25 protein-coding genes are annotated in these 21,861 nt (G+C 58.2%); 12 read left to right on the top strand and 13 right to left on the bottom strand.

Annotated features, from left to right (window positions below; all coding sequences use genetic code 11):
• Positions 1–173: 173 nt before the first annotated feature.
• From ACR0AM_RS02975 to upp, 7 genes are all read left to right on the top strand, one after another.
• Entirely contained in the window at positions 174–404 is a 231-nt protein-coding gene (locus ACR0AM_RS02975) for a hypothetical protein (protein WP_480622068.1), read from the top strand.
• Positions 367–1,470: a cupin domain-containing protein gene (locus ACR0AM_RS02970; protein ID WP_480622067.1), complete on the top strand. Its 1,104-nt coding sequence runs from the start codon at positions 367–369 to the stop codon at positions 1,468–1,470. The genes ACR0AM_RS02975 and ACR0AM_RS02970 overlap by 38 nt, the downstream gene beginning before the upstream one ends.
• Positions 1,471–1,561: 91 nt before the next feature.
• Positions 1,562–1,954 (top strand): cytidine deaminase, encoded by a 393-nt coding sequence (locus ACR0AM_RS02965; protein WP_480622066.1) that lies wholly within the window; start codon positions 1,562–1,564, stop codon positions 1,952–1,954.
• A gap of 4 nt (positions 1,955–1,958) precedes the next feature.
• Entirely contained in the window at positions 1,959–3,266 is a 1,308-nt protein-coding gene (locus ACR0AM_RS02960) for a thymidine phosphorylase (protein WP_480622065.1), read from the top strand.
• Entirely contained in the window at positions 3,263–4,474 is a 1,212-nt protein-coding gene (locus tag ACR0AM_RS02955; protein WP_480622064.1) for a phosphopentomutase, read from the top strand. The genes ACR0AM_RS02960 and ACR0AM_RS02955 overlap by 4 nt, the downstream gene beginning before the upstream one ends.
• The gene (locus ACR0AM_RS02950; protein ID WP_480622063.1) at positions 4,471–5,457 is read left to right on the top strand and encodes an adenosine deaminase; all 987 of its coding nucleotides are present in this window, start codon (positions 4,471–4,473) and stop codon (positions 5,455–5,457) included. The genes ACR0AM_RS02955 and ACR0AM_RS02950 overlap by 4 nt, the downstream gene beginning before the upstream one ends.
• Positions 5,454–6,086, top strand: coding sequence for a uracil phosphoribosyltransferase (gene upp / locus ACR0AM_RS02945; RefSeq protein ID WP_480473547.1), 633 nt, complete (start codon positions 5,454–5,456; stop codon positions 6,084–6,086). The genes ACR0AM_RS02950 and upp overlap by 4 nt, the downstream gene beginning before the upstream one ends.
• Positions 6,087–6,092: 6 nt before the next feature.
• Here the strand turns inward: upp and ACR0AM_RS02940 are convergent, their stop codons facing one another.
• Positions 6,093–7,106, bottom strand: coding sequence for a hypothetical protein (locus ACR0AM_RS02940; RefSeq protein WP_480622062.1), 1,014 nt, complete (start codon positions 7,104–7,106; stop codon positions 6,093–6,095).
• Between the two features lie 148 nt (positions 7,107–7,254).
• Between ACR0AM_RS02940 and ACR0AM_RS02935 the strand changes: the two genes are divergently transcribed.
• Entirely contained in the window at positions 7,255–8,190 is a 936-nt protein-coding gene (locus ACR0AM_RS02935) for a DMT family transporter (protein WP_480473545.1), read from the top strand.
• A 268-nt stretch (positions 8,191–8,458) separates the two neighbouring features.
• The gene (locus ACR0AM_RS02930) at positions 8,459–9,232 is read left to right on the top strand and encodes a Hint domain-containing protein (protein ID WP_480622061.1); all 774 of its coding nucleotides are present in this window, start codon (positions 8,459–8,461) and stop codon (positions 9,230–9,232) included.
• A 56-nt stretch (positions 9,233–9,288) separates the two neighbouring features.
• On the opposite strand, the gene ACR0AM_RS02925 is transcribed toward ACR0AM_RS02930, so the two are convergent.
• The 8 genes from ACR0AM_RS02925 to ACR0AM_RS02890 form a co-directional block, all read right to left on the bottom strand.
• A complete protein-coding gene (locus ACR0AM_RS02925; RefSeq protein WP_480622060.1) occupies positions 9,289–11,490 on the bottom strand; it encodes a 3-hydroxyacyl-CoA dehydrogenase NAD-binding domain-containing protein in 2,202 nt (733 codons plus the stop codon).
• On the bottom strand, positions 11,483–11,971 hold the full coding sequence (locus tag ACR0AM_RS02920; protein WP_480492872.1) for a cupin domain-containing protein: 489 nt from the start codon (positions 11,969–11,971) through the stop codon (positions 11,483–11,485). The genes ACR0AM_RS02925 and ACR0AM_RS02920 overlap by 8 nt, the downstream gene beginning before the upstream one ends.
• Positions 11,971–13,182 (bottom strand): acetyl-CoA C-acetyltransferase, encoded by a 1,212-nt coding sequence (locus ACR0AM_RS02915; RefSeq protein ID WP_209503248.1) that lies wholly within the window; start codon positions 13,180–13,182, stop codon positions 11,971–11,973. Before ACR0AM_RS02915 ends, ACR0AM_RS02920 begins: the two co-directional genes overlap by 1 nt.
• A gap of 11 nt (positions 13,183–13,193) precedes the next feature.
• The gene (locus ACR0AM_RS02910; protein WP_480622059.1) at positions 13,194–13,832 is read right to left on the bottom strand and encodes a glutathione S-transferase family protein; all 639 of its coding nucleotides are present in this window, start codon (positions 13,830–13,832) and stop codon (positions 13,194–13,196) included.
• 279 nt (positions 13,833–14,111) lie between these two features.
• Positions 14,112–14,324 (bottom strand): hypothetical protein, encoded by a 213-nt coding sequence (locus tag ACR0AM_RS02905; protein WP_209503252.1) that lies wholly within the window; start codon positions 14,322–14,324, stop codon positions 14,112–14,114.
• Between the two features lie 55 nt (positions 14,325–14,379).
• Entirely contained in the window at positions 14,380–16,161 is a 1,782-nt protein-coding gene (locus tag ACR0AM_RS02900) for an acyl-CoA dehydrogenase C-terminal domain-containing protein (RefSeq protein ID WP_480622058.1), read from the bottom strand.
• Between the two features lie 42 nt (positions 16,162–16,203).
• A complete protein-coding gene (locus ACR0AM_RS02895; RefSeq protein WP_209503256.1) occupies positions 16,204–16,605 on the bottom strand; it encodes a MerR family transcriptional regulator in 402 nt (133 codons plus the stop codon).
• 270 nt (positions 16,606–16,875) lie between these two features.
• Positions 16,876–17,244, bottom strand: coding sequence for a MerR family transcriptional regulator (locus ACR0AM_RS02890; protein ID WP_480485170.1), 369 nt, complete (start codon positions 17,242–17,244; stop codon positions 16,876–16,878).
• A 115-nt stretch (positions 17,245–17,359) separates the two neighbouring features.
• On the opposite strand from ACR0AM_RS02890, the gene ACR0AM_RS02885 reads away from it, so the two are divergent.
• From ACR0AM_RS02885 to ACR0AM_RS02875, 3 genes are read left to right on the top strand one after another with little or no spacing between them, the layout of a single operon-like run.
• A complete protein-coding gene (locus ACR0AM_RS02885; RefSeq protein ID WP_480546472.1) occupies positions 17,360–17,779 on the top strand; it encodes a PaaI family thioesterase in 420 nt (139 codons plus the stop codon).
• Between the two features lies 1 nt (position 17,780).
• On the top strand, positions 17,781–18,299 hold the full coding sequence (locus ACR0AM_RS02880; protein ID WP_267364663.1) for a PaaI family thioesterase: 519 nt from the start codon (positions 17,781–17,783) through the stop codon (positions 18,297–18,299).
• 2 nt (positions 18,300–18,301) lie between these two features.
• On the top strand, positions 18,302–19,618 hold the full coding sequence (locus ACR0AM_RS02875) for an MATE family efflux transporter (RefSeq protein WP_480622057.1): 1,317 nt from the start codon (positions 18,302–18,304) through the stop codon (positions 19,616–19,618).
• Here the strand turns inward: ACR0AM_RS02875 and arsC are convergent.
• Genes arsC through ACR0AM_RS02855 form a run of 4 tightly spaced genes read right to left on the bottom strand, consistent with a single transcriptional unit; the run spans position 19,615 to position 21,774 of the window.
• Positions 19,615–19,956: an arsenate reductase (glutaredoxin) gene (gene arsC, locus ACR0AM_RS02870; protein ID WP_480473534.1), complete on the bottom strand. Its 342-nt coding sequence runs from the start codon at positions 19,954–19,956 to the stop codon at positions 19,615–19,617. The genes ACR0AM_RS02875 and arsC overlap by 4 nt on opposite strands.
• Positions 19,953–21,011, bottom strand: coding sequence for a quinone-dependent dihydroorotate dehydrogenase (locus tag ACR0AM_RS02865; protein ID WP_480622056.1), 1,059 nt, complete (start codon positions 21,009–21,011; stop codon positions 19,953–19,955). The genes arsC and ACR0AM_RS02865 overlap by 4 nt, the downstream gene beginning before the upstream one ends.
• The gene (locus ACR0AM_RS02860) at positions 21,008–21,439 is read right to left on the bottom strand and encodes a DUF1330 domain-containing protein (RefSeq protein ID WP_480622055.1); all 432 of its coding nucleotides are present in this window, start codon (positions 21,437–21,439) and stop codon (positions 21,008–21,010) included. Before ACR0AM_RS02860 ends, ACR0AM_RS02865 begins: the two co-directional genes overlap by 4 nt.
• Positions 21,436–21,774: a DUF952 domain-containing protein gene (locus ACR0AM_RS02855; RefSeq protein WP_480622054.1), complete on the bottom strand. Its 339-nt coding sequence runs from the start codon at positions 21,772–21,774 to the stop codon at positions 21,436–21,438. Before ACR0AM_RS02855 ends, ACR0AM_RS02860 begins: the two co-directional genes overlap by 4 nt.
• Positions 21,775–21,861: the final 87 nt, after the last annotated feature.

The following is a 21,861-nucleotide window of genomic DNA, read 5'->3' as shown; positions in this document are numbered from 1 at the left end:
ACGCTACGTCACTCTGCCGTGATGTCGCAACCAGAATTTGGATTGGTATTGTCTGAGTTCTTTTGCATCTTTTCACATTGCGACGTCCAAGATCACTCTGGCAAGGCCGTCGTGACATTCAGGACTGATGACATGGCTGGTAAACAATGAGGGATCAGTAGGTTGGATGTTGGTTGCAGCGATGCTGGGCAGTTGTTGGCGCCCGGATTTTGGTCGAGTTCACCGCGCTGAACGGCGGCGTTTTACCCGTGATCATTGAAATGCGGTTCTTCGCTGTGGAAGAAATGCCGGGGATGTTCTTTTCGGTTGGCATTTTGGCGTCTGTTCTGATCGGATGGCCAAAGTTGCAATTCGAAGAGAATACTGATGACCAAGACATCCGATCTGGCGAAAACGCACGCTGAGATTCGCCTGCCCACGCGGGAAATTCGCGACGACATCCCCTTTTACACGAAAAAACTGGGGATGAAGATGGACATGATCTATCCCGCTGACGATCCGCGCGTCGCGGTGTTTTCGGGGCATGGCGTGCGGTTGCGCATTGAAAAAGACGCACCGGAAAGCCCTGGTACCTTGCGTATTCTGACGGATAATCCGTCTGATTTCGCGGGTGGTGAACGCGTTCTGGTGGCCCCAAATGGCACCCGGGTCGAAATTGAAGAACGAAATCCGCCACTGGTGATGCCAGAGACCGTGCATTCCTTTGTCGTGCGCAGGCTCAAGGATCAGGCCCCTTGGATCATCGGTCGGGCCGGGATGCACTATCGCGATCTGGTGCCGGATCGGCTGGGCGGGTCGATCATCGCCAGCCATATCCGCATTCCCGATGGCGGACCGGTCCCGGACATGGTGCATTTTCACAAGGTCGGGTTTCAGCTGATCTTTTGCATCCATGGCTGGGTGGATGTAGTCTATGAGGATCAGGGCGAGAAAATGCGCCTGACAGCGGGGGACTGCTTTATTCAACCACCGGAAATCCGGCACCGTGTTCTCGAAGCCTCTGATAATGTTCAGGTCATCGAGATTGGAGTGCCGGCTGAGCATGTCACGGAAATCGACCATGACATGATGCTTCCCACTCCGCACATCCGCCCGGACCGCGAATGGCAGGGGCAACGTTTTGTCTATAATCAGGCCAAGGGTGCCGAGTGGATGCCCTTCCGTCTTCCGGGTTACATCTGCCGCGACACCACGATTGCCGAGAACACCAAGGGCGTCGCTGGGGTGCAGGTTGTGCGCAAAGGATCGGGTGATCCGGAATGGGCCATCCATGACACCGACATTCACTTTACCTTTGTGATGGACGGAGAGGTCACCCTGGAAGGAGAGGGGCGCGATCCCTACCGGCTGGAGCAAGGGGATGCGTTCGTCATCCCACCTGGGATGCGCACACGGCTGTCCGACCCAACAGACAATATCGAATTGTTGGAAGTCACCTTACCCGGTACCTTCAACACAACGCTGGGTTAAGCGAAAAACACGGGTCGGGGGCTTCAATTTCCCCGCCTTAATACGTTAGCGTGCAAATTTCTGACCAGATGATCAAAAATAGGGAATCGCCATGTCGCTGAAAGACGCTGCCTTGTCTGTCCGGGAAAACGCCTACGCGCCATATTCGAACTTCAAAGTTGGCGCAGCGCTCCGGTCTTCTTCGGGCCAAGTCTTTTCCGGGTGCAACGTCGAAAATGTGGCCTATCCCGAGGGCACCTGCGCGGAAGCAGGTGCAATTGCCGCAATGGTGGCCGCGGGTGAGCAGGAACTGACCGAAGTCTACGTGGTTGCCTCCAGCCCTCAGCCTGTGCCGCCTTGCGGTGGATGCCGTCAGAAGCTGGCCGAGTTTGGCAAGCGCGATGTAAAAGTTACTCTGGCAACCGTCGATGGTGCGGAGTTTGAGACAACCATCGGAGATTTGCTGCCGGGTGCGTTCGACGCGTCGCACATGGAGGATGTCTGAACGCATGGACGCCCGTTCAATCATAGCCAAACTGCGCAGGCACGAAGTTCCGGGCCGCGACGAGCTGATCTGGTTCGCGCAAGGGTTGGCAGACGGCAGCGTCAGCGATGCGCAGGCCGGTGCGTTTGCTATGGCCGTCTGTATGGGCGGGCTGGGTCCTCAGGGGCGTGCGGACTTGACGATTGCGATGCGCGATAGCGGCGATGTTCTCAGTTGGGATGTGGACGGACCGGTGATTGACAAGCACTCGACCGGCGGGGTCGGGGACTGTGTCAGCCTTGTGCTTGCTCCGGCGCTGGCGGAATGCGGTGCGTTTGTTCCGATGATCTCGGGCCGGGGTTTGGGGCACACGGGTGGAACGCTTGACAAGCTCGAGGCGATTCCGGGGGTCAGCACTCAGATCAGTCAGGACCGACTTGCGCAGATATTGCGCGAAACGGGCGCGGCTATCGTCGGCGCGACGGGCCAGATTGCACCGGCGGACAAGCGGCTTTATGCGGTTCGGGACGTGACGGCGACAGTTGAAAGTCTGGATCTGATCACAGCATCAATCCTGTCCAAAAAGCTGGCGGCCAGCCCGGATGCGTTGGTTCTTGACGTCAAGGTCGGCAGCGGTGCCTTTATGAAAACAATTGAGGATGCTCGTAAGCTGGCCACAGCATTGACCGAGACTGCAAACGCGGCCGGGTGCCGGACTTCGGCGGTGATCACCGACATGAACCAGCCTTTGGCACCGGCGCTGGGCAATGCACTGGAGGTCGCGGAAGTGATGAAGGTTCTGACCGGTCCGGATGCTTCGCCTCTGGTGGACATATCTTCCGAGTTGGGCGGCGTCCTGTTGGCCGATGCAGGCATGTGCAAATCGGTCGAGGAGGGGTGCGAGCAGATCGCCGAGATCATCCGTGACGGTCGCGCCGCCGAACGGTTTGGTCGCATGTTGGCTGCGGTTGGTGGTCCTGTGAAATTTGTCGATACCTGGACCCGTTTCCTTCCTGAGGCGAGCGTTATTCAGGAGGTTCCTGCTCCCGAAGACGGTTACATCTCCTCCATCGACGGTGAGGCGCTGGGCCTTGCGGTCGTCGCGCTGGGTGGCGGCCGTCAGGTCGAAAGCGATGAGATCGATCCGGCAGTAGGAATATCTAACATCCTCAGGCTGGGGGATCGTGTGTCCAAAGGTTCACCGATTGCCGTGGTCCACACTGCGCGGGAAGGCGCCGCACGGCGCGCGGCGGAAACTGTGCTGTGCGCGATGACGATCAGCGATACAGCTCCCAAGCGTCCCGATCTGATCCACGAAAGGATCAGCGTATGAGCCGTGCATTCCTTGTGGTTATGGATTCCGTCGGAATAGGCGGGGCACCCGACGCAGATCAGTTTTTCAACGGTGATGTCCCGGATAACGGGGCAAACACGCTGGCCCATATCGCCCAAGCCTGCGCGGAAGGCCGTGCAGAAGAGGGGCGCACCGGCCCATTGCACCTGCCCAACCTAGACGCGCTGGGTTTGGGCGCGGCTGTGCGGCTGGCGTCTGGAGAGGCTACTCCGGGCCTCGATGCCGAACCCGCTGGACTATGGGGCTGCGCGCGTGAGCATTCGCCCGGTAAGGACACGCCCTCAGGCCACTGGGAACTGGCTGGCCTGCCGGTGCCCTGGGATTGGCATTACTTTCCAAACACGGTTCCGGCTTTTCCAACGGAACTGAGCCGCGCGGCAGCCGAAGCTGCCGGGACCGAAGGCATTCTTGGCGACTGCCACGCGTCCGGAACAGCGGTCATTGCCGAGCTGGGCGCCGAGCATATGCGCACCGGCTGGCCGATCTGCTACACATCCGCTGACAGTGTATTTCAGATCGCGGCTCATGAGGAAAGCTTTGGGCTGGAACGGTTGCTGGACATGTGCCGCGCGCTTGCTCCGCGTTTGCATCAGATGAAAGTCGGGCGTGTCATTGCGCGCCCCTTTGTCGGAACGCCTGAGACGGGGTTTGATCGGACGACCAATCGGAAGGATTTCGCCATTCTGCCCCCGGCACCGGTGCTGACCAATTGGGTGCAGGATGCAGGGCGGCGGGTTCATGCTGTAGGTAAGATCGGCGACATCTTCTCGATGCAGGGGATCGACACGCTGCGCAAAGGGTCGGATGCCCAGCTGATGCAGCACCTGTCTGACCTTGTGGACGAGGCGGAAGAGGGTAGTCTGACCTTCGCCAACTTTGTCGAGTTCGACAGCCTGTACGGACATCGCCGGGACATCAGCGGATATGCGCGTGCGTTGGAATGGTTCGACCGCGAGATTGGAGAAGTCCTTAAGAAGCTTCACCCGGGCGACCTGTTGCTGTTGACTGCCGATCATGGCAATGACCCAAGCTGGACCGGAACAGATCACACACGTGAACAGGTTCCGGTTCTGATTGCGGGGCAGGGTGCGGGACAGATCGGGCAAGTGGATTTTGCCGATATCGCGGCCAGCATTGCCCATCATCTGAATATTCCGGCGCAAGGGCCGGGAAGGAACTTTTTATGAGCGTTGCAGACCTGCCCAAAATTGAACTGCATCTTCACCACGAAGGTGCAGCGCCTCCGGCCTTCATCCGCCAGCTTGCGCATGAAAAACGGGTGGATCTGAGCGGTATCTTCAAGGCGGACGGGTCGTATGATTTTCGTGATTTCGCGCATTTCCTGAGCGTGTACGAAGCCGCTTGCGAAGTTCTGAAAACGCCCGAAGACTTCCGGCGGCTGACATTGGCCATTCTTGAGGAAAGCGCTGAAAATGGCGTGGTTTATTCCGAGACCTTCCTCAGCCCTGATTTTTGCGGCGGTGGCGACCTGCATGCGTGGCGGGATTATCTGAACGCCATTCAGGATGCGGCAGACGAGGCCGAGCGTAAATTTGGTATCACCTTGCGCGGTGTCGTTACCTGTGTCCGCCATTTTGGCGCCGAACAAGCCAGGCGAAGTGCCCATTGTGCGGCCGAGACCGCCGGAAACTGGATCACCGGTTTCGGCATGGGCGGCAACGAATCCATTGGCACGCAGGGCGATTTCAAATGGTCTTTCGATTGTGCCCGCGAAGCCGGGCTGCGCCTGACCACGCATGCGGGTGAGTTTGGCGGTCCTGACAGTGTGCGCGACGCTGTGCGCGATCTGGGGGTTGAGCGTATCGGGCACGGCGTCCGCGCCATCGAAGACCTTGATCTTGTTCGTGAACTGGTTGACCGGGATATCACGCTTGAAGTGTGTCCGGGTTCGAATGTGGTTCTGGGCCTTTTCCCGGATTTTGCTGCCCACCCCATCGCGAAACTGCGCGATGCGGGCGTAAAGGTTACGGTTTCCACCGACGATCCTCCGTTTTTTCACACGACCATGCGGCGGGAATATGAGATGTTGAACGCGGCTTTCGGTTGGGAGGCCGGGGATTTTGCGGCATTGAATGAGATGGCCCTGAATGCGGCCTTCTGCGATGAAGACACCCGCGCGCGGGTCAAGAAAAGACTGGAGAACACATGAGCGAACATCTGACCGTCGTCGATCACCCGCTGGTGCAACACAAGCTGACGCTCATGCGGGACAAGGGCACCTCGACCGCCGGGTTCCGGCAGTTGTTGCGCGAAATCACATTGCTGCTGGCCTACGAGGTCACGCGCGACATTCCCTTGACCACGCGCAATATCGAAACGCCGATGGAAGAGATGGACGCCCCCATTCTGGCAGGTAAGAAAATGGCGCTGGTGTCAATCCTGCGCGCCGGAAACGGGATGCTGGATGGGGTGCTTGAACTTGTGCCTTCAGCACGCGTCGGTTTCGTGGGGCTGTATCGCGACGAAGAAACGCTGAAACCCGTACAGTATTATTTCAAGGCCCCCGAAAGCCTGAAGGACCGTTTGGTCATTGCGGTGGATCCAATGCTGGCCACCGGCAACAGCTCGGCCGCGGCCATTGACCTACTGAAAGAGGCCGGGGCGACGGATATTCGCTTTCTGTGCCTGTTGGCGGCACCCGAAGGTGTCGCGCGGATGAAAGAAGCGCACCCTGACGTGCGTATCGTTACAGCAGCGCTGGACCGCGAGTTGAACTCGAAAGGCTACATCATGCCCGGTCTGGGGGATGCCGGTGACCGGATGTTCGGAACCAAGTAACCCGGTTTATTCGCCGCAAATATTCTGTAGCCGGACCCAGTCGCGGTCCGGCAGCACCTGTTCCAGCTCCCTTCCCGCCATTGGATCCGCTTCGATCAGGCCAAGAACGGTTTCGCCGGTCACATCACGGGCATAGGCGTAGGGGGTTGACGGAAGCGCGCTTTGCGAGAACATCGCCAGCAAATCGTCGTCAGAAATGGCCGGGCGGGGCTGTGACAGGACCTGCTCGGTATATATGTCGATAATCTCGGACGTCAGTCCGCCGGTTGTCAGCAGTCTAAAGGCAGAGGTTGCGCCGGTTCTGTCCAGCAAGTCATCCAGCGGGTCTTTGTGCGCGGTCCGCGCCCGTTCAGCAATCACATAGCCCGCTGCGACCGCAGGGTCTTCGTAATCCTCTACCAAAGCACGGCTTAGCAGGACTGTGCCGCCAGGCAGGCTGAGGCTGTCCTGAACGCCTGCGGGCAGAATGATGATCTGCCGTACGCCGGTGCGCCGGGCCAATTGTTCCAGTGAATCCCGAGCATCCCGCGACGTACAGGCCCGGCCCGAGACGCGCTCGATCCGATGCAAGATCATATCGCCGATTTCTTGCCGTTTAACTTGGGGCACGACCGAGACAACATGGTTTTGCAGCGCACCGGGCAGCCAGAATAGCAACAGCGCCAGCACAGCGGCCACGACGCCTCCGACACTCAGCCAGCGCAAACGCCCCGGGTGGGGGCGGGACCGATCTATAGCGCGCTGCAATCGGTCGATCGCTTCAAGCATCGTGGTTTCGGATTCGGCCAGCTCAAGCGTTTCATCCGGATCACCGTCCGGGTTGAATATGGCCGGAAAGGAACCGGGGTTCTGGCGTTCAAGTGCCGCCAGCGACCAGTGGGTCAGCGCCCTGTCATTGAAATCGGAAATGGTCAGGGTGGCTTCGCCGATAGACACCACAACCTCGCGCCGCTGTTCATCGGGCGAGGGGCGCCACAGACCGGTGGCTTCGATCCGCTGGTACTGTTTCAGGGCCGTCATCTGGGTGGGTCTGCTCGAATTTGTTTTGCCGCAGCTTAGCATGGTGAAATCGCAGGGCGCAAACCTGTTGCGCAGTCACTGCGAATTGTGCTGGATACCCGAAAGGATCGAGACTGTCGGTCCACGATCACAATCAGGACACGACTTCATGCAGGCGCATTCCTCATCTTCTGCTGTGCTGGCTTCGGCCCTGATGGTCAGTGCCATGGCAATTATCGGCGTCATCGACAATGTTGTGATCCTTTTGGCCGAAACCGTCGGGCTGTGGCAGTTCCATCTGACCCGTGCACTGTTGATGCTGCCGCTGATAGTTGGCCTGTCGTTTCTGGGGCTGGGCGGGTTGAGGCCCGTGCGGTGGGGTCCTGTCATTTTGCGCAGCGTTCTGATTACCACGGCAATGCTGTTCTATTTTGCATCCCTTGCCATGATGCCTATTGCACAGGCGCTGGCAGGGTTGTTCACCTCACCGATTTTTGTGCTGCTGATCTCCGCTCTAGTGCTCAGGCAACCAATAGGGCCGTGGCGCATACTGGCCGTACTGATTGGATTTACTGGCATCCTTCTGGTGCTTCAGCCAAACCCCGGCGATTTTGACCTGCGCACGTTGGTGCCCGTGGCGGCCGGGTTTTTCTATGCCCTCAGTTCGATCCTCACGCGTACACATTGTTCTCAGGAAAGCACTGTGGCCATGCTGGCCGTCATGGTCATTACGCTGGGTTTGGCCGGTGCGATGGGGCTCACGTTTCTGACAATCTCGCCGGTCGTTACGGCAGACGGTGCCGAGGGGTTTGTTACGCGTGGATGGGTCTGGGATATGGGGCCTGCCATACCGTGGCTGGTTACTCAGGCTATCGGTTCTACAATCGCGGTTTTCATGCTGATCAAGGCGTATCAGGTGGGCGAGCCGTCTTATGTGGCGGTGTTCGAGTATTCTGTCATGATTTTCGGCCCGCTTTTCGCTTTTGTGGCCTTTGGACAAACCATTGGCGTCTTTCAGATTTCGGGCATCCTTATGATTGCGTCAGCGGGTCTGTTGCTGGGGTGGCGCGCCAGCCGATCATCTGACCAGCAAAAAGTTGCCTGACGCGATTGGGTCGTATGTACGCCTAAGCCAGACCGTTTTGTTATTTCCGTATCCAGTGAAACGCCGTGGATTCGGAGGATCGACAAATGGCATTCGTTTCAGAAATGGCAAAAATGCTCGGTGAGCTTTCTGGAGTGTTCACGAAAACCCTCGGTAATTACGCGGAATTGGCCAAAAATGGGCGCAAATATGTCTGAAATGTGACGGGCAGAATTTTTGGTGTTAGCTCATTGGCATAACCGTTTTGTGCCAAAAGGGGGTAAGGCACGTGTCCGAAGTAACAAGTATTTCTGTTTATCTGGATCAGCTGCCAGAAGTTGATCGAACCAACAAAAAACAGGCGGTAAATGCGCGCCGTGGCGGGTTTTTGCACGGCACCAAGATCGCCACGACTGCAGGGTGGAAGCCGGTCGAACGGATCGCGGTAGGTGATCTGGTTCGAACCCTCGATCATGGGTTCAAAGAGGTTCGGCGCATCTCAATAAGCGTTGTGGTCATTCCGGCCGATGAACGCCGGGTCGAGTTCCTGCCGGTCCTCGTGCCTGCCCACGCCGCATATAACGGGCGAGCTGTCTGGTTGATGCCCGAACAGGGCATGGCGCTGAACCTGTCCCGGATCAACGCCAAGGCCGATGGACCTTCGGTGGTGCCCGCGCGTTTGCTGAACGGAGCCGGTCGCCTGACGTCACAGGCACCGGGGTCGTCTTTTGAAGTGTTTTCCTTGTTCTTTGATGATGATCAGGTGATCTTTGTCGAAGGCGGATTGCAGGCCTATTGCCCGTCCGGTCGCTTCAACATGCGCGGCGCAACTACGGGAACACGGTATGAAGTCGCGACCGAAGAGGTTGCCTCCGACCTGATCCATTCGCTTACAAGCAGAGGCGATATGTCGGCTCTTGCTAACCCATTGGGTGCGCTGCCTGCACCCATTCCCCAGGAACCGATATTTCCGATCCGCCCGCCATTTGGGGTCAGGCGACCGGGTCGACCGGGACGCCCAAGCGCGCCGGTTCTGTTCCTGCGGCCCGAATGGCAGATCTAACCAAACACTGACAAGAACGATGCGGGCGCATGATGACATGCGCCCGCGTCATTGGATTAAGCGGCTTTTGCTTCGGAGTTGAAGCGACCGTAGAAGCTCTGACCTTTTTCTGCCATCTCGCGCAGCAGCGGCGGGCAGGCATAGCGTTCGCCGTATGTCTCGGCCAATTGATCACAACGCTCGGCCGCATAGGGCGTGCCGATGATGTCCAGCCAGCTGAACGGACCACCCGACCACGGGGCAAACCCCCAGCCCAGAATTGCACCGACATCGCCCTCGCGGATGTCTTCCAGAACACCTTCTTCCAGTGCGCGGACCGCTTCCAGAACCTGAGCAAACATCAGACGTTCCTGCACTTCGATCAGGTCAGGCTGGTCATCGGCAAGCGGATACTTCTCTTGCAGGCCCTTCCAGTATTCGACGCGCTTGCCCTTTTCGTCATAGTCGAAGAAACCCGCGTTCGCCTTGCGACCCAGACGGCCTTGTTCCTCCATCCAGAAGATCAAATCGTCCGAGGGGCTTTCCGGATAGGCATCGCCCATCGCCGCCTTTGTCGCGCGGGCGATCTTGGCACCCAGATCAATCGAGGTTTCGTCGGTCAACTGGATCGGACCGACCGGGAAACCCAACTGCCGCGCGGCATTGTCGATCAAAATGGGGCTGACGCCTTCAGTGACCATGCGCGCGCCTTCGTTGATATATGGAATGATGCAGCGGTTTGCGTAGAAGAAACGCGCATCGTTGACCACGATCGGGGTCTTGCGGATCTGGCGCACATAGTCCAGCGCCTTGGCCACCGCACGATCCCCGGTTTCCTTGCCCTTGATAATCTCGACCAAGAACATCTTTTCGACCGGTGAGAAGAAGTGGATGCCGATGAACTGGTCAGCCCGCACCGAGGCTTTGGCCAGATCGCTGATCGGCAGGGTCGAGGTGTTCGATGCAAAGATGCAGTCCTCGGGGATAATCGCCTCGACCTTCTTGGTCATCTCAGCCTTGACGCCCATTTCTTCAAAGACGGCTTCGATAATCAGGTCACACCCTTTCAGGTTGTCCAGATCCGGCGTCGCGGTGATGCGACCCAGCATGGCCTCTTTTTTCTCAGCCGTGACCTTGCCGCGCTTCATGCCTTTGTCGAGATAGGTATCGGTATAGGCTTTGCCTTTGTCTGCAGCCTCCTGGTCGCGGTCGATCAGAACCACTTCCATACCGGCCTGCGCCGAAACCAGGGCGATACCAGCCCCCATCATGCCCGCGCCCAGAACACCGATCTTCTTGACCGACTGATCCGGGACACCGGCGGGGCGCACGGCGCCTTTTTCCAGCGCTTCCTTGTTCAGGAACAGCGACCGGATCATCGCACCTGACGAAGGGTTCATCAGCACGGACGTGAACCAGCGCGCTTCGATTTTCAGCGCGGTGTCGAAATCCACCAGAGCGCCTTCGTAAACCGCGCTCAGCAGAGCCTTGGCTGCCGGGAAAGACCCTTGGGTCTTGCCGTTCACCATCGCCGACGCGCCAACGAAGTTCATGAAGCCTGCAGGATGATAGGGGGCGCCACCGGGCATCTTATAACCCTTCGCGTCCCATGGCTTGACCAGATCGGCGTCCTTGGCGTTCAGCACCCATTCCTTGGCTGCTGCCATTGGATCGGCTGCAATCTCGTCGATATAGCCTGCGCCCTTGGCTTTCTTGACGTCCAGCATCTTGCCTTCCAGCAACAGCGGAGCCGCGGCAATGGCGCCAACCTTGCGGACCATGCGGGTGGTGCCGCCCGCACCGGGGAAGATGCCGACCATGATCTCGGGCAGGCCGTACTTCGCCTTTGGGTTTTCAGCCGCAAAGATACGATGGGTGGACAGCGGCAGTTCCATACCGATCCCTGCGGCGGTGCCGGGCAGGGCGGTGGCAATCGGTTTGCCGCCCTTCTTTGTCTTGGGATCCATGCCCGCCAGCTCGATCTTGCGCAACAGGGCGTGCATTTTCATCGTTCCCTCGAACAGACCCTTGGCCGGATTGTCGCCCGCCTGTTCTTTCATCACCGCCAGCAGGTTCAGATCCATGCCGCCCGCAAATGACCCTTCTTTGCCCGAAGTAACGATGATGCCTTTCACCTCATCGTCGGCCAGCGCCTGATCGATGCAATCGCTCAATTCTGCTAGCCCATCAAAGGACATCACGTTCATGGTCTTCCCGGGCACGTCCCAGGTGATCGTGGCGACGCCGTCTGCGTCTTTGCTCAGAGTGAAATCAGTCATTGTCATCTCCAATCTGGTCAGCCGTCAGCGGGCTGCCATCCTTGCGGGTGAAGGAGAATCCGTTCTCATCAACCTTCACCATCATGTCCATGTCGCTGTAATAGCCGGTCTCGGTCGGGGTCCGTGTGCCCACCACCAGAAAGGTCATGGGCGCATCGGTCTTGTTCACAAGATGATGGCCGTTGGCCTCACCTGCGGGCCAGGCGGCGCAATCGCCGGGCTGCATCTCGTGCTCGCCATCATCATCGACCAGCGTGCACGAGCCGGTGAGGATGATGGCAAACTCGTCCTGCTTCATGTGGTAATGGCGCAGCGAGGACAGGCCCTGCGGTTCCAGCCGCACGATGTTGACCCCGTATTGGGTCAGCCCGCCTGCATCGCCCACCCGCTGCGCGAAGCGACCTGCGGTCGCTTCGGCCAGCTTGCCGGGATAGGCCGAGCCGCCCTGAAACGGGATCTGAGAAAGATCCAGCTTAGGCATCAGACGCGCTCGATAATGGTTGCCGCACCCATGCCGGATGCAATGCAAAGCGTGGCCAGACCGGTTTCCTTGTCCTGACGCTCAAGCTCATCCAGCAGCGTACCGATGATCATCGCACCCGTGGCACCCAGCGGGTGACCCATCGCGATCGAACCGCCGTTGACGTTGACCAGTGCAGGGTCGACATCAAATGCCTGCTGGAAACGCAGCACGACCGAGGCAAAGGCCTCGTTCACTTCAAACAGGTCCAGATCGCTGATCTTCATGCCATTGTCGGCCAAAATCTTCTCGGTCACCGGAACCGGACCAGTCAGCATGATGGTCGGATCTGTGCCGATCTTGGCGGTCGCTTTGATGCGGGCACGCGGCTTGAGGCCGTATTTCTCGCCAAATTCCTTGTTGCCGATCAGAACAGCAGCGGCTCCGTCGACGATGCCCGAGCTGTTGCCGGCATGGTGGATGTGATTCACGCGCTCAAGATGGGGGTATTTCAGCATCGCAACCTTGTCGAAGCCAGGCATCTGTTCGCCCATCATTGCGAATGACGGGTTCAGGGCGCCGAGGCTCTGCATATCGGTGCCTGGACGCATGTATTCGTCGCGGTCCAGAATGGTCAGACCGTTTTGATCCTTGACGGTGATCACGGATTTTTCAAACCGGTTGTCGGCCCATGCTTCCGCAGCACGCCTTTGCGATTCAACCGCCAGCGCATCCGCGTCATCACGGGTAAACCCATATTCGGTCGCGATGATGTCGGCCGAGATGCCCTGAGGTACGAAATAGGTCTCCATCGCCAGCGAGGGGTCAACAGCGATTGCTGCACCGTCGCTGCCCATGGCCACGCGACCCATCATCTCGACACCGCCTGCAATATAGGCATCGCCCGCGCCACCTTTCACCTGGTTTGCGGCCAAGTTCACGGCTTCCATGCCCGAGGCGCAGAAACGGTTGATCGCCAGACCTGGGATCGACTGGTCGAGGTCGGACGCCAGAACGGCCGAGCGCGCCAGACAGCCGCCTTGCTCCATCACTTGCGTGACGTTTCCCCAGATCACGTCTTCGACAGCGTGACCTTCCAGGTTGTTGCGCTCTTTCACCGCGTTCAGGGTCAGGGCGGACAGGCGCACCGAGGTTACCTCGTGCAGGCTGCCATCCTTGCGGCCCTTGCCGCGCGGCGTGCGCAGGGCGTCATAGATATAGGCTTCGGTCATGGGTCTTCTCCTCAAGCTCGATCCGACGGGTTGCCGGGCATCAGGTCATAGGGGTGTTTCCAGCCGGGCTGTTCGGACAAGCGGGTCAGCCAGGCGTCGATATGGGGCCAGTCGGCACGGTCAAAACCGAATGGTTCAGGGTAATACAGATAGCCGCAGCAGCTAAGGTCGGCGTTGGTCACGCCGTCGCCGACGATCCAGTCGCGGCCTTCCAGATGCGCGTTCAGGATCTCATAAGCTGCTTTCAAACGTCCTTTATTGAATGTAATGATGTCAGGGTTGCGGTGCTGCTCGGGTAGGAAATTGATCAGGAACCGCGTCAAACCAGCCATGGAGCTGAGTTTGTGATTGTCCCACAAAACCCAACGCAGAACATCATAGTTTTCTTCCCGGTCCTTGCCACCGAACTTGCCGGATTTCTCTGTGACATAGGCCTGAATCGCACCGGATTGGCTGGTGCGAAAATCTCCATCGACAAGAACAGGTGCCTCACCCAACTCGTTTACATCAGCACGATATTCCGGCGTGCGGGTTACACCTTTGAAGAAATCGACAAATACCGGTTCCCACTCCAATCCGGACATTTCCAGAGCCAAAGCAGCTTTGTAGCTGTTTCCACTTTCTCCGAAGCAATGAAGTTTGATGGTCATGTGCTCGCCCCTCCCAAGGCGCATTTGGCTAGGCCGGATTTGAGTATTTTTGAAAAGATGAAGGGCAGTAGGTAACCTTTCATCAACCATCTTCGTATTCAGTGGTCGTGCAGTACAGGCTGGAGAGCCGATGACCGCAAAAGGTGAAGTCGTTCCTGTCCTGATGGCGAGTGCGCCCGGTGGCAGGGACGCATCGCCGCTTCATCTTTTCACAAATACTCCCGCCGGAGGCGTCCGGCATTCAAATTAAAGTCGCCGTTGAGTTTTCTCCGCAGCAGTTCACCTCTTCCGTGCCTCAAGTTCGGAATTGAAGATGCGTAGGCGGTGGGTCAGGTTCTCCTCATCAATCACGCTGTTGAAATTCTCGAACAAGAAAGACAGCGCCTCGCCTTCGTCCAGACCAGCATCCCGCGCGAACGCTTTGAGTTTGCGATACCCATCTTCAGTCATCGCAACCGGAAAGCGGCGGGTCAGGCGAAAACGTTTTGGCATTTGGTCTCCTCCGGTAAGCTGGGTCCGGGCGGTGTTGCCCGGACCCAGACTGAGATCAGAAGTTCGCCGCGTCCAGTGCCATTACCGTGTCCGCGCCGGTCTGGATGCGTGCCAGATGCATCGCTGTCGCGGGCAGGCGGCGGGCCATGTAGAAACGGCCGGTGGCAATCTTGGTCTCGTAGAATTCTTTGTCCGAGGCTCCACCATCCAGCGCTTCCTGAGCCGCTTTCGCCATTTGCGCCCACATCAGGCCCAGGCAAACATGGCCGAACATGTGCATAAAGTCATAGGAACCGGACAATGCGTTATTCGGGTTCTTCATGCCTTCCTGCATGAAATACATGCCAGCGGCCTGCAAATCCTTGGATGCGGCTTTCAGCGGTTCGATGAACGCCTTGTCGTATGCTTCGTTCTGGCCCGCGTTTTCCTTGCAGAAGGTTTTGACCATCTCGAAGAACGCCATGACGTGCTTGCCGCCATCCTGCGCCAGCTTGCGACCCACAAGGTCAAGCGCCTGAACGCCATTTGCACCTTCGTAGATCATCGCGATGCGGGCGTCGCGGGTATATTGCGACATGCCCCATTCTTCGATGTAGCCATGGCCACCATAGACCTGCTGCGCCTGAACGGTCATGTCGTAGCCTTCGTCGGTCAAAAACCCTTTGATGACCGGGGTCAGCAGCGAGATCAGCCCGTCCGCATCCTTGTCTCCCGCGCGGTGCGCCTTGTCGATCATGGTCGCGCCCCAAAGGATGAACGCGCGCGCGCCTTCGGTAAAGCTTTTCTGATCCATCAGGTTGCGACGGATATCAGGATGCACGATCAGAGGATCGGCCGGACCATCCGGGTTCTTGACACCGGTCACATCGCGACCCTGCAAACGGTCCTTGGCGTATTCCAGAGCATTCTGATAGGCCGCTTCGGCTTGCGACAGGCCCTGCATGCCCACCCCCAGACGCGCTTCGTTCATCATGGTGAACATGGCGCGCATGCCCTTGTGCTCTTCGCCCAGCAGCCAGCCGGTGGCTTCGTCATAGTTCATGACGCAGGTCGAGTTGCCGTGGATGCCCATTTTCTCTTCGATCTTGCCGACCGATACGCCGTTGCGCTCGCCCAGGCTGCCGTCTTCGTTCACAATGAACTTGGGCACAATGAACAGCGACACGCCTTTGATGCCCTCGGGGCCACCTGGGATCTTGGCCAGCACCAGGTGGACGATGTTGTTTGCCATGTCGTGGTCGCCAGCCGAGATAAAGATCTTCTGGCCGGAGATCTTGTAGCTGCAGTCACCCTGCGGTTCTGCCTTGGTGCGCATCAGGCCCAGATCGGTGCCACAATGTGGTTCGGTCAGGTTCATGGTGCCGGTCCATTCACAGCTGACCATGTTGGGCAGGTATTTGTTCTTCTGCTCGTCTGTTCCGTGCGCCAGAATGGCCGAGGCTGCGCCATGGGTCAGGCCCTGATACATGGTGAAAGCCTGGTTGGAGCCCGAGAACATCTCACCCACGGCTGTGCCGATCACGTAAGGCATGTTCTGGCCACCATACTCTTCCGGCATGTCGAGGCCAGTCCAGCCACCTTCCTTCATCTGCTCGAAGGCGTCTTTGAACCCGGTAGGGGTGTACACAATGCCGTTTTCCAACCGGCACCCTTCGGTGTCGCCGACAACGTTCAAAGGATGCAGGACGTTGGCGGCAACCTTGCCTGCTTCTTCCAGAACTGCGCCGGTGAATTCGGCCTCCAGTTCATCATAGCCGGGGATGTCCGACTGCGAGACTTTCAGAACATCGTGCAGAATGAACTGCATGTCTTTGGTTGGCGCGTTGTAAACGGGCATGTGAAGCTCCCTTAATTCATATGTCCGGAAGGCAGGGCGAGGTTACTCGGCCGCCTTCTTTTCCTGTTTCATCGAGGCGATGACTTTCTCGCCCCAGCGCAACTGCTCTTTCAGATCGTCGATGGCCTGCGTCAGCTCTTCGCGGCGCGATTCCATGTCAGCCAGACGCTCGCACGCGATTTCATATGTGCGATTCATCTGGGTGACCTGTTGATCGCCCACATGGTAGAGATCCAGCAGCTGTCGAATTTCCTCGAGGCTGAACCCGAATCTTTTACCGCGCAGGATCAGCTTCAGCCGCGCCCGGTCACGTTTGGTGAACAGACGTTTTTGGCCTTCGCGGATCGGGAACAGTAGTTCCTTTGCCTCGTAGAACCGCAAGGTGCGTGGTGTGACATCATAGGTCTCGCACATCTCGCGAATGGTCATCACATCTTCGGTCATTCGTCATACTCTCGTCACTGGCGTCATGAAACATGAGTTGCGCAGTTGGTGGGTGCTTTACAACATGTGAGTGACGTTTACGTAATCCAGACGCTGCGTCACTTTGAAGTTGACGTAACATCCGTGCACGTAAGGGGCTTTCGGCGTAATTTTGTTACCGTTACGTCAACTGATTTCCGGCATGAATAAACGGGTGCCTTGAAGGGGATGCGCACCGGTTTCGACAGGTTCTGCCACCTGCAATGCTTGATTATGAAATATCGGAAAAGGTTATTCCAGCGACTTGGCCGTTTGGTCGCGCAGGCTTTTGAGTTCGTCCATTGCCTCATCCAGTTGCTGTCGCTGCTGCTGAAGCTCACTCATCTGGCGGTCCGCCATTTCGACAAAGGTGGCCATCTGGGCCTCGTTTCCCTGATCTTCATAGATCAGTAGCCATTGGCGAATCTCTTCTAGAGGAAAACCAAACTTTCGGCCGCGCATGATCAGTTTCATCCGCGCGCATTCCCGGGGCCCGTAAAAGCGCGAACGCCCTTCGCGGTCCGGTTGCAAAAGCTCGATATATTCGTAGTAGCGCAGGGTGCGCGGCGTCACGTCAAACTCGGCGCACATTTCTTTGAATGACAAACGGTTGTTGGACATTCCCGGTCTCCTCGTCAGCAACCTAGGCGGTCCCGATCCCAAGCGCAACAGGTAGGCTTGCTCTTTACCGGAACACCGGCTCATAAAGGCGGTGCAGAGAACAGGACGCATACTTATGGTCGATAAGACAGTTTTAGCCCGCCAGTTTATCGAGGCGATCCCCCATGCGCGGGCATTGAACCTTACGCTCACGCAGATCGGCGAGGGTGAGGCAGAGATAACTCTGCCCTACAACAAAGACCTGATCGGGGATCCGCGTACAGCGGTGATTCATGGGGGAGCGATATCCACGATTCTGGACACCTGTTGTGGCGCTGCGGTGATGAGCCACCCATCGGCTCCCGGAGGAACCGCAACAATCGATCTGCGGATAGACTATATGCGCGCGGCGACGCCAGGTCAGACGATTACTGCACATGCCGTCTGTCACCATATCACGCGAAACGTTGCCTTCGTGCGGGCCACCGCAATGGACAACGACACGGACCTGCCGGTGGCGACAGCCTCAGGGTCCTTTACGGTTGAAGGGAAGTAATATGCCAAGACCTCGTCCCGAGCCGATGCAGGTGGTCAAGCAGCGCCGCGATGCAGCCCTGCGTGCGCTTGTCGACGGCGTACCGTATATACGTTTCCTGAACATCAGTTTTGACAGGCGCGGGGATGAGCTGACCGGCGTTTTGAATTTCGATGACAAGTTGATCGGCAATCCGTTTCTGCCTGCAATTCATGGTGGTGTGACGGCTGCCTTTTTGGAAGTGACAGCCGTTATCACGCTGAGCTGGGAACACATGTTCCCAAGTATTGAAAGCGGAGAGATCGATGCAGAGGCCATCGTGTCAGACGAAAGCATCCGATTTCCCAAGACGATCGACTTTACCGTTGACTATCTGCGTTCGGGCTTGCCGCGAGACGCCTATGCGCGGGCATTTATCAGCCGGTCGGGGCGGCGTTACGCCTCGGTACGGGTTGAAGCCTGGCAGGACAATCATGCGAAACTGTTTGCGCAGGCCTCCGGGCATTTCCTGATGCCGCAACCGCCTCGGGGCAAGAGCTGACCATGCAGGACGCCTCGGCGCCCATCACGCATCGACGGGTACTGAAGATCGCTGTGCCGATTGTCCTGTCGAACGCCACCGTTCCGATTCTGGGGGCAGTGGATACCGGCGTTGTCGGCCAGTTGGGGCAGGCTGCGCCTATTGGTGCGGTCGGGATCGGTGCAGTGATCCTGTCAACGATCTACTGGATCTTCGGTTTCTTGCGGATGGGAACCACCGGGATGGCGGCGCAGGCACGCGGGGCAGGCGACGCTGTTGAAACCCGGGCATTGCTGATGCGCGGCCTGATGCTTGGCGGCGCGGCTGGGCTGTTCTTTATCCTTACACAAGTGGCCGTGTTCGCGGGTGCGTTCGCTTTATCTCCGGCGAGCCCCGAGGTCGAAACGCTCGCCCGCGCCTATCTTGAGATTCGAATTTGGGGGGCGCCAGCAACTATCGCGCTTTATGCGGTTACCGGATGGTTGATTGCGGTTGAACGCACGCGTGGGGTTTTTGTTCTTCAGGTCTGGATGAACGGATTGAACATCGTTCTGGACCTGTGGTTTGTGCTTGGTCTTGGCTGGGGTGTCGAAGGGGTTGCCATAGCCACTTTGATCGCGGAATGGACAGGTCTGGCGCTGGGCCTTTGGCTGTGTCGGGATGGGTTCGAAGACGGAATCTGGCGTGACTGGGCCCGCATATTTGACGCTGCCCGACTGCGCCGGATGTTGCAGGTCAACGGCGATATCATGATCCGGTCGGTTTTGCTAACCGGATCCTTCACGACCTTTCTTTTCGTCGGTTCCGATCTGGGTGATGTCAATCTGGCGGCCAATCAGGTCTTGCTTCAGTTTCTAGAAATCACAGCTTTTGCGCTGGACGGGTTCGCCTTTTCCGCCGAGGCGCTGGTCGGAAGCGCGGTGGGTGCCAGAGACAGGTATCAGGTGCGCCGCGCGTCCGTCATGACTTCGCAATGGGGTGTTGGCGGTGCCCTGTTACTGGGTGTGGTTTTCTTTGTCGCCGGACCGGCGTTGATCGACCTCATGTCAACATCGCCGCAGGTGCGCGAGGCCGGGCGCGAGTTTCTTATCTGGGCCGCGTTGGCACCCGTTATCGGCGTGGCAAGCTGGATGTTTGACGGCATCTACATAGGTGCTACATGGACCCGCGCCATGCGTAGCGCGATGTTCCAATCGGTCGCTATCTATCTGGTTGCGCTGTTCATTCTGGTGCCAAGTTTCGGAAACCACGGCCTGTGGGCCGCGTTGATGGTGCTTAATATAGCACGTGGCGTGACATTGGGATGGCGCTATCCCAAGCTCGAGGCGCAGGTGGCCTAGAGCAGCGCAAGAAGGTTTTCCGGCGGACGCCCTATGGCGGCCTTATCCCCCGCAATTGCAAGCGGACGCTCAATCAGGATCGGGTTTTCAGCCATGGCCCGGATCAGGGCGTCGTCTGGCGAAGCCTTTGTCAGCCCCAGTTCCTTGAACCGAGATTCTCCGGTACGAATCATCTCAACGGGCGAAAGCCCCAAGGCGGATTGTGCCGCTCGCAGCTCATCGATTGATGGTGCATCCTCAAGATATTTGCGCACCGTGACCCGTGCGCCATTCTCTTCCAGTAATGCAAGACCCGCGCGGGATTTTGAACAGCGCGGGTTGTGCCAATATTCGATCATAGCCAGTCCTCTCGTTTGCTGCCGACGGCTTGGGCTACATTCTCAAAGCCGTCGCGGGCCAGTAGTTCATCCAGCCCGTTCGCAATGTCCGCCGCCAGAGAAATGCCGCCATACACCATCGCCGTATAGAACTGCACAGCAGATGCCCCGGCGCAGATCTTGGCATAGGCCTGTTCCGCATTGCTGATGCCACCGACGCCGATCAGGGGAATGTCACCCCCGGTCAACTGGCTGAGCCGCGCCAGAACACGTGTTGATTTCTCGAACAGCGGTGCGCCGGACAGCCCGCCGGTTTCACCTTTGTGCGAACTGCGCAGCCCGTCGCGTGACAGGGTGGTGTTGGTGGCGATCACGGCATCCACACGGGTCTCGCGCGCAACCTCGGCAATGTTCTGCAACTCGGCATCGGTCAGGTCCGGCGCGATTTTCAGGAAGATGGGCAGCGGGCGAGGCAGCGCATCCCGGGTTTCAATCACACCGTTCAAAAGTGCGCTCAGCGCTGCTTTGCCCTGCAAATCCCGCAGCTTTTCCGTATTCGGGGATGACACGTTGACCGTGGCAAAATCCAGATGCGCGGCACAATGCGCCAGCACCTTGACGAAATCACCTGCGCGATCGTCGCTGTCCTTGTTGGCGCCCAGATTCAGGCCGATCACCCCATTCTTGGGGCGATCAGCAAGCCGTTTTGCCATCACCTCCATGCCTTCGTTGTTGAAGCCAAAACGGTTGATCGCCGCTTTGTCCTCGGTCAGGCGAAACAGGCGGGGTTTGGGGTTTCCCGGTTGGGGGCGCGGTGTGACGGCGCCGACTTCGATGAAGCCGAATCCTGCGCGTGACAGCGGCGTCAGAACCTCACCGTTCTTGTCGAAGCCCGCGGCCAATCCTACCGGGTTAGGCAGGTCCAAACCTGCAAGGCTGGTTTTCAGGCGCGGCGTTGCCACCGGCCCCGGCGCAGGCGCAAGCCCCGCCTTCAAAGCCCTGATCGACATTCCGTGGGCGGTCTCGGGGTCCATGCAATGCAGGGCCGCAAGCCCGAACTTCTCGGTCAGTTTCATCCAAACGCTTTCCCACTTTGGCTTGATCCGCACCGGATCAGGCGCGAGGTTTCAACCGCAGCCCGCCGATGGACCACCGCTGCGCGGTAGACCGGGTCAGTCACCATTTCAAGAAACGCATATGCAGTCGGATAGCGTGCGATAAAGACGGCATCCCATACCTCATCAGCCGGTCCGATCAGAGTCGTTTCAAATACACCCCGCCACAGGATGCTTGCCCCGATACGGCCAATGATTGGGGCGGTTTCAGTCCCGTATTTCTGATAGGCCTGCGCCCCGGTCAGCCCTGCGCCAGCCAATTCATGTGATTTGGGATACTGCGCCTCGGCGCGGAACTTCACTAGATTGAGCATCTCGATCGGCTGGTCGCGGTCCAGAGCCTTGAATGCCTCGAACTGGGCGCGATCCGGATCGACATAGGATGTCATGCCATGTCCTCGGGAAACTGATGTGCCGTGCCGACAAAAGGCAGGGGACGCGCCCAGACGACATCGCTTAACCTGATCTGACGATACAGATGCGGAAACAGGGCGTTTCCTCGCGACACTTCCCATTTCAGGTCATCGCCCATGGCGTCGGCATCACATGCCAACAGTGTAAGCCCTTCAACGCCCGCAAAATGCTTGGCAGCGGTTTCAGCAGCTTGTTTAGCGGTGGAAAAGTGAACAAACCCGTCTGACACGTCAATGGGTGCTCCGTCTGTGGCGCCCAGACTTTGCAGTTCAGCCCATTCGTCGGTTCGGAAAATCTTGTAGATCAGCATGATGACCTGATGCCCCGCACGGCGCTTGGAATCAAGCTGGATTTCTCCTTTGACTCTCGGTCGACATAAGCGCACGATCCCCGGCAA

It is taken from the genome of Ruegeria sp. AD9 (assembly GCF_056542305.1).
The sequence above is the reverse complement of the archived record's forward strand: the minus strand, read 5'-3'. Positions and strand labels throughout refer to the sequence as shown.

What these genes read in the sequence shown, in the direction of transcription:
- ACR0AM_RS02970 (WP_480622067.1), top strand. Translation starts at nt 367, where the DNA reads ATGACCAAGACATCCGATCTGGCGAAAACGCACGCTGAGATTCGCCTG.
- ACR0AM_RS02965 (WP_480622066.1), top strand. Translation starts at nt 1,562, where the DNA reads ATGTCGCTGAAAGACGCTGCCTTGTCTGTCCGGGAAAACGCCTACGCG.
- ACR0AM_RS02960 (WP_480622065.1), top strand. Translation starts at nt 1,959, where the DNA reads ATGGACGCCCGTTCAATCATAGCCAAACTGCGCAGGCACGAAGTTCCG.
- ACR0AM_RS02955 (WP_480622064.1), top strand. Translation starts at nt 3,263, where the DNA reads ATGAGCCGTGCATTCCTTGTGGTTATGGATTCCGTCGGAATAGGCGGG.
- ACR0AM_RS02950 (WP_480622063.1), top strand. Translation starts at nt 4,471, where the DNA reads ATGAGCGTTGCAGACCTGCCCAAAATTGAACTGCATCTTCACCACGAA.
- upp (WP_480473547.1), top strand. Translation starts at nt 5,454, where the DNA reads ATGAGCGAACATCTGACCGTCGTCGATCACCCGCTGGTGCAACACAAG.
- ACR0AM_RS02940 (WP_480622062.1), bottom strand. Translation starts at nt 7,106, where the DNA reads ATGACGGCCCTGAAACAGTACCAGCGGATCGAAGCCACCGGTCTGTGG.
- ACR0AM_RS02935 (WP_480473545.1), top strand. Translation starts at nt 7,255, where the DNA reads ATGCAGGCGCATTCCTCATCTTCTGCTGTGCTGGCTTCGGCCCTGATG.
- ACR0AM_RS02925 (WP_480622060.1), bottom strand. Translation starts at nt 11,490, where the DNA reads ATGACTGATTTCACTCTGAGCAAAGACGCAGACGGCGTCGCCACGATC.
- ACR0AM_RS02920 (WP_480492872.1), bottom strand. Translation starts at nt 11,971, where the DNA reads ATGCCTAAGCTGGATCTTTCTCAGATCCCGTTTCAGGGCGGCTCGGCC.
- ACR0AM_RS02915 (WP_209503248.1), bottom strand. Translation starts at nt 13,182, where the DNA reads ATGACCGAAGCCTATATCTATGACGCCCTGCGCACGCCGCGCGGCAAG.
- ACR0AM_RS02910 (WP_480622059.1), bottom strand. Translation starts at nt 13,832, where the DNA reads ATGACCATCAAACTTCATTGCTTCGGAGAAAGTGGAAACAGCTACAAA.
- ACR0AM_RS02905 (WP_209503252.1), bottom strand. Translation starts at nt 14,324, where the DNA reads ATGCCAAAACGTTTTCGCCTGACCCGCCGCTTTCCGGTTGCGATGACT.
- ACR0AM_RS02900 (WP_480622058.1), bottom strand. Translation starts at nt 16,161, where the DNA reads ATGCCCGTTTACAACGCGCCAACCAAAGACATGCAGTTCATTCTGCAC.
- ACR0AM_RS02895 (WP_209503256.1), bottom strand. Translation starts at nt 16,605, where the DNA reads ATGACCGAAGATGTGATGACCATTCGCGAGATGTGCGAGACCTATGAT.
- ACR0AM_RS02890 (WP_480485170.1), bottom strand. Translation starts at nt 17,244, where the DNA reads ATGTCCAACAACCGTTTGTCATTCAAAGAAATGTGCGCCGAGTTTGAC.
- ACR0AM_RS02885 (WP_480546472.1), top strand. Translation starts at nt 17,360, where the DNA reads ATGGTCGATAAGACAGTTTTAGCCCGCCAGTTTATCGAGGCGATCCCC.
- ACR0AM_RS02880 (WP_267364663.1), top strand. Translation starts at nt 17,781, where the DNA reads ATGCCAAGACCTCGTCCCGAGCCGATGCAGGTGGTCAAGCAGCGCCGC.
- ACR0AM_RS02875 (WP_480622057.1), top strand. Translation starts at nt 18,302, where the DNA reads ATGCAGGACGCCTCGGCGCCCATCACGCATCGACGGGTACTGAAGATC.
- arsC (WP_480473534.1), bottom strand. Translation starts at nt 19,956, where the DNA reads ATGATCGAATATTGGCACAACCCGCGCTGTTCAAAATCCCGCGCGGGT.
- ACR0AM_RS02865 (WP_480622056.1), bottom strand. Translation starts at nt 21,011, where the DNA reads ATGAAACTGACCGAGAAGTTCGGGCTTGCGGCCCTGCATTGCATGGAC.
- ACR0AM_RS02860 (WP_480622055.1), bottom strand. Translation starts at nt 21,439, where the DNA reads ATGACATCCTATGTCGATCCGGATCGCGCCCAGTTCGAGGCATTCAAG.
- ACR0AM_RS02855 (WP_480622054.1), bottom strand. Translation starts at nt 21,774, where the DNA reads ATGCTGATCTACAAGATTTTCCGAACCGACGAATGGGCTGAACTGCAA.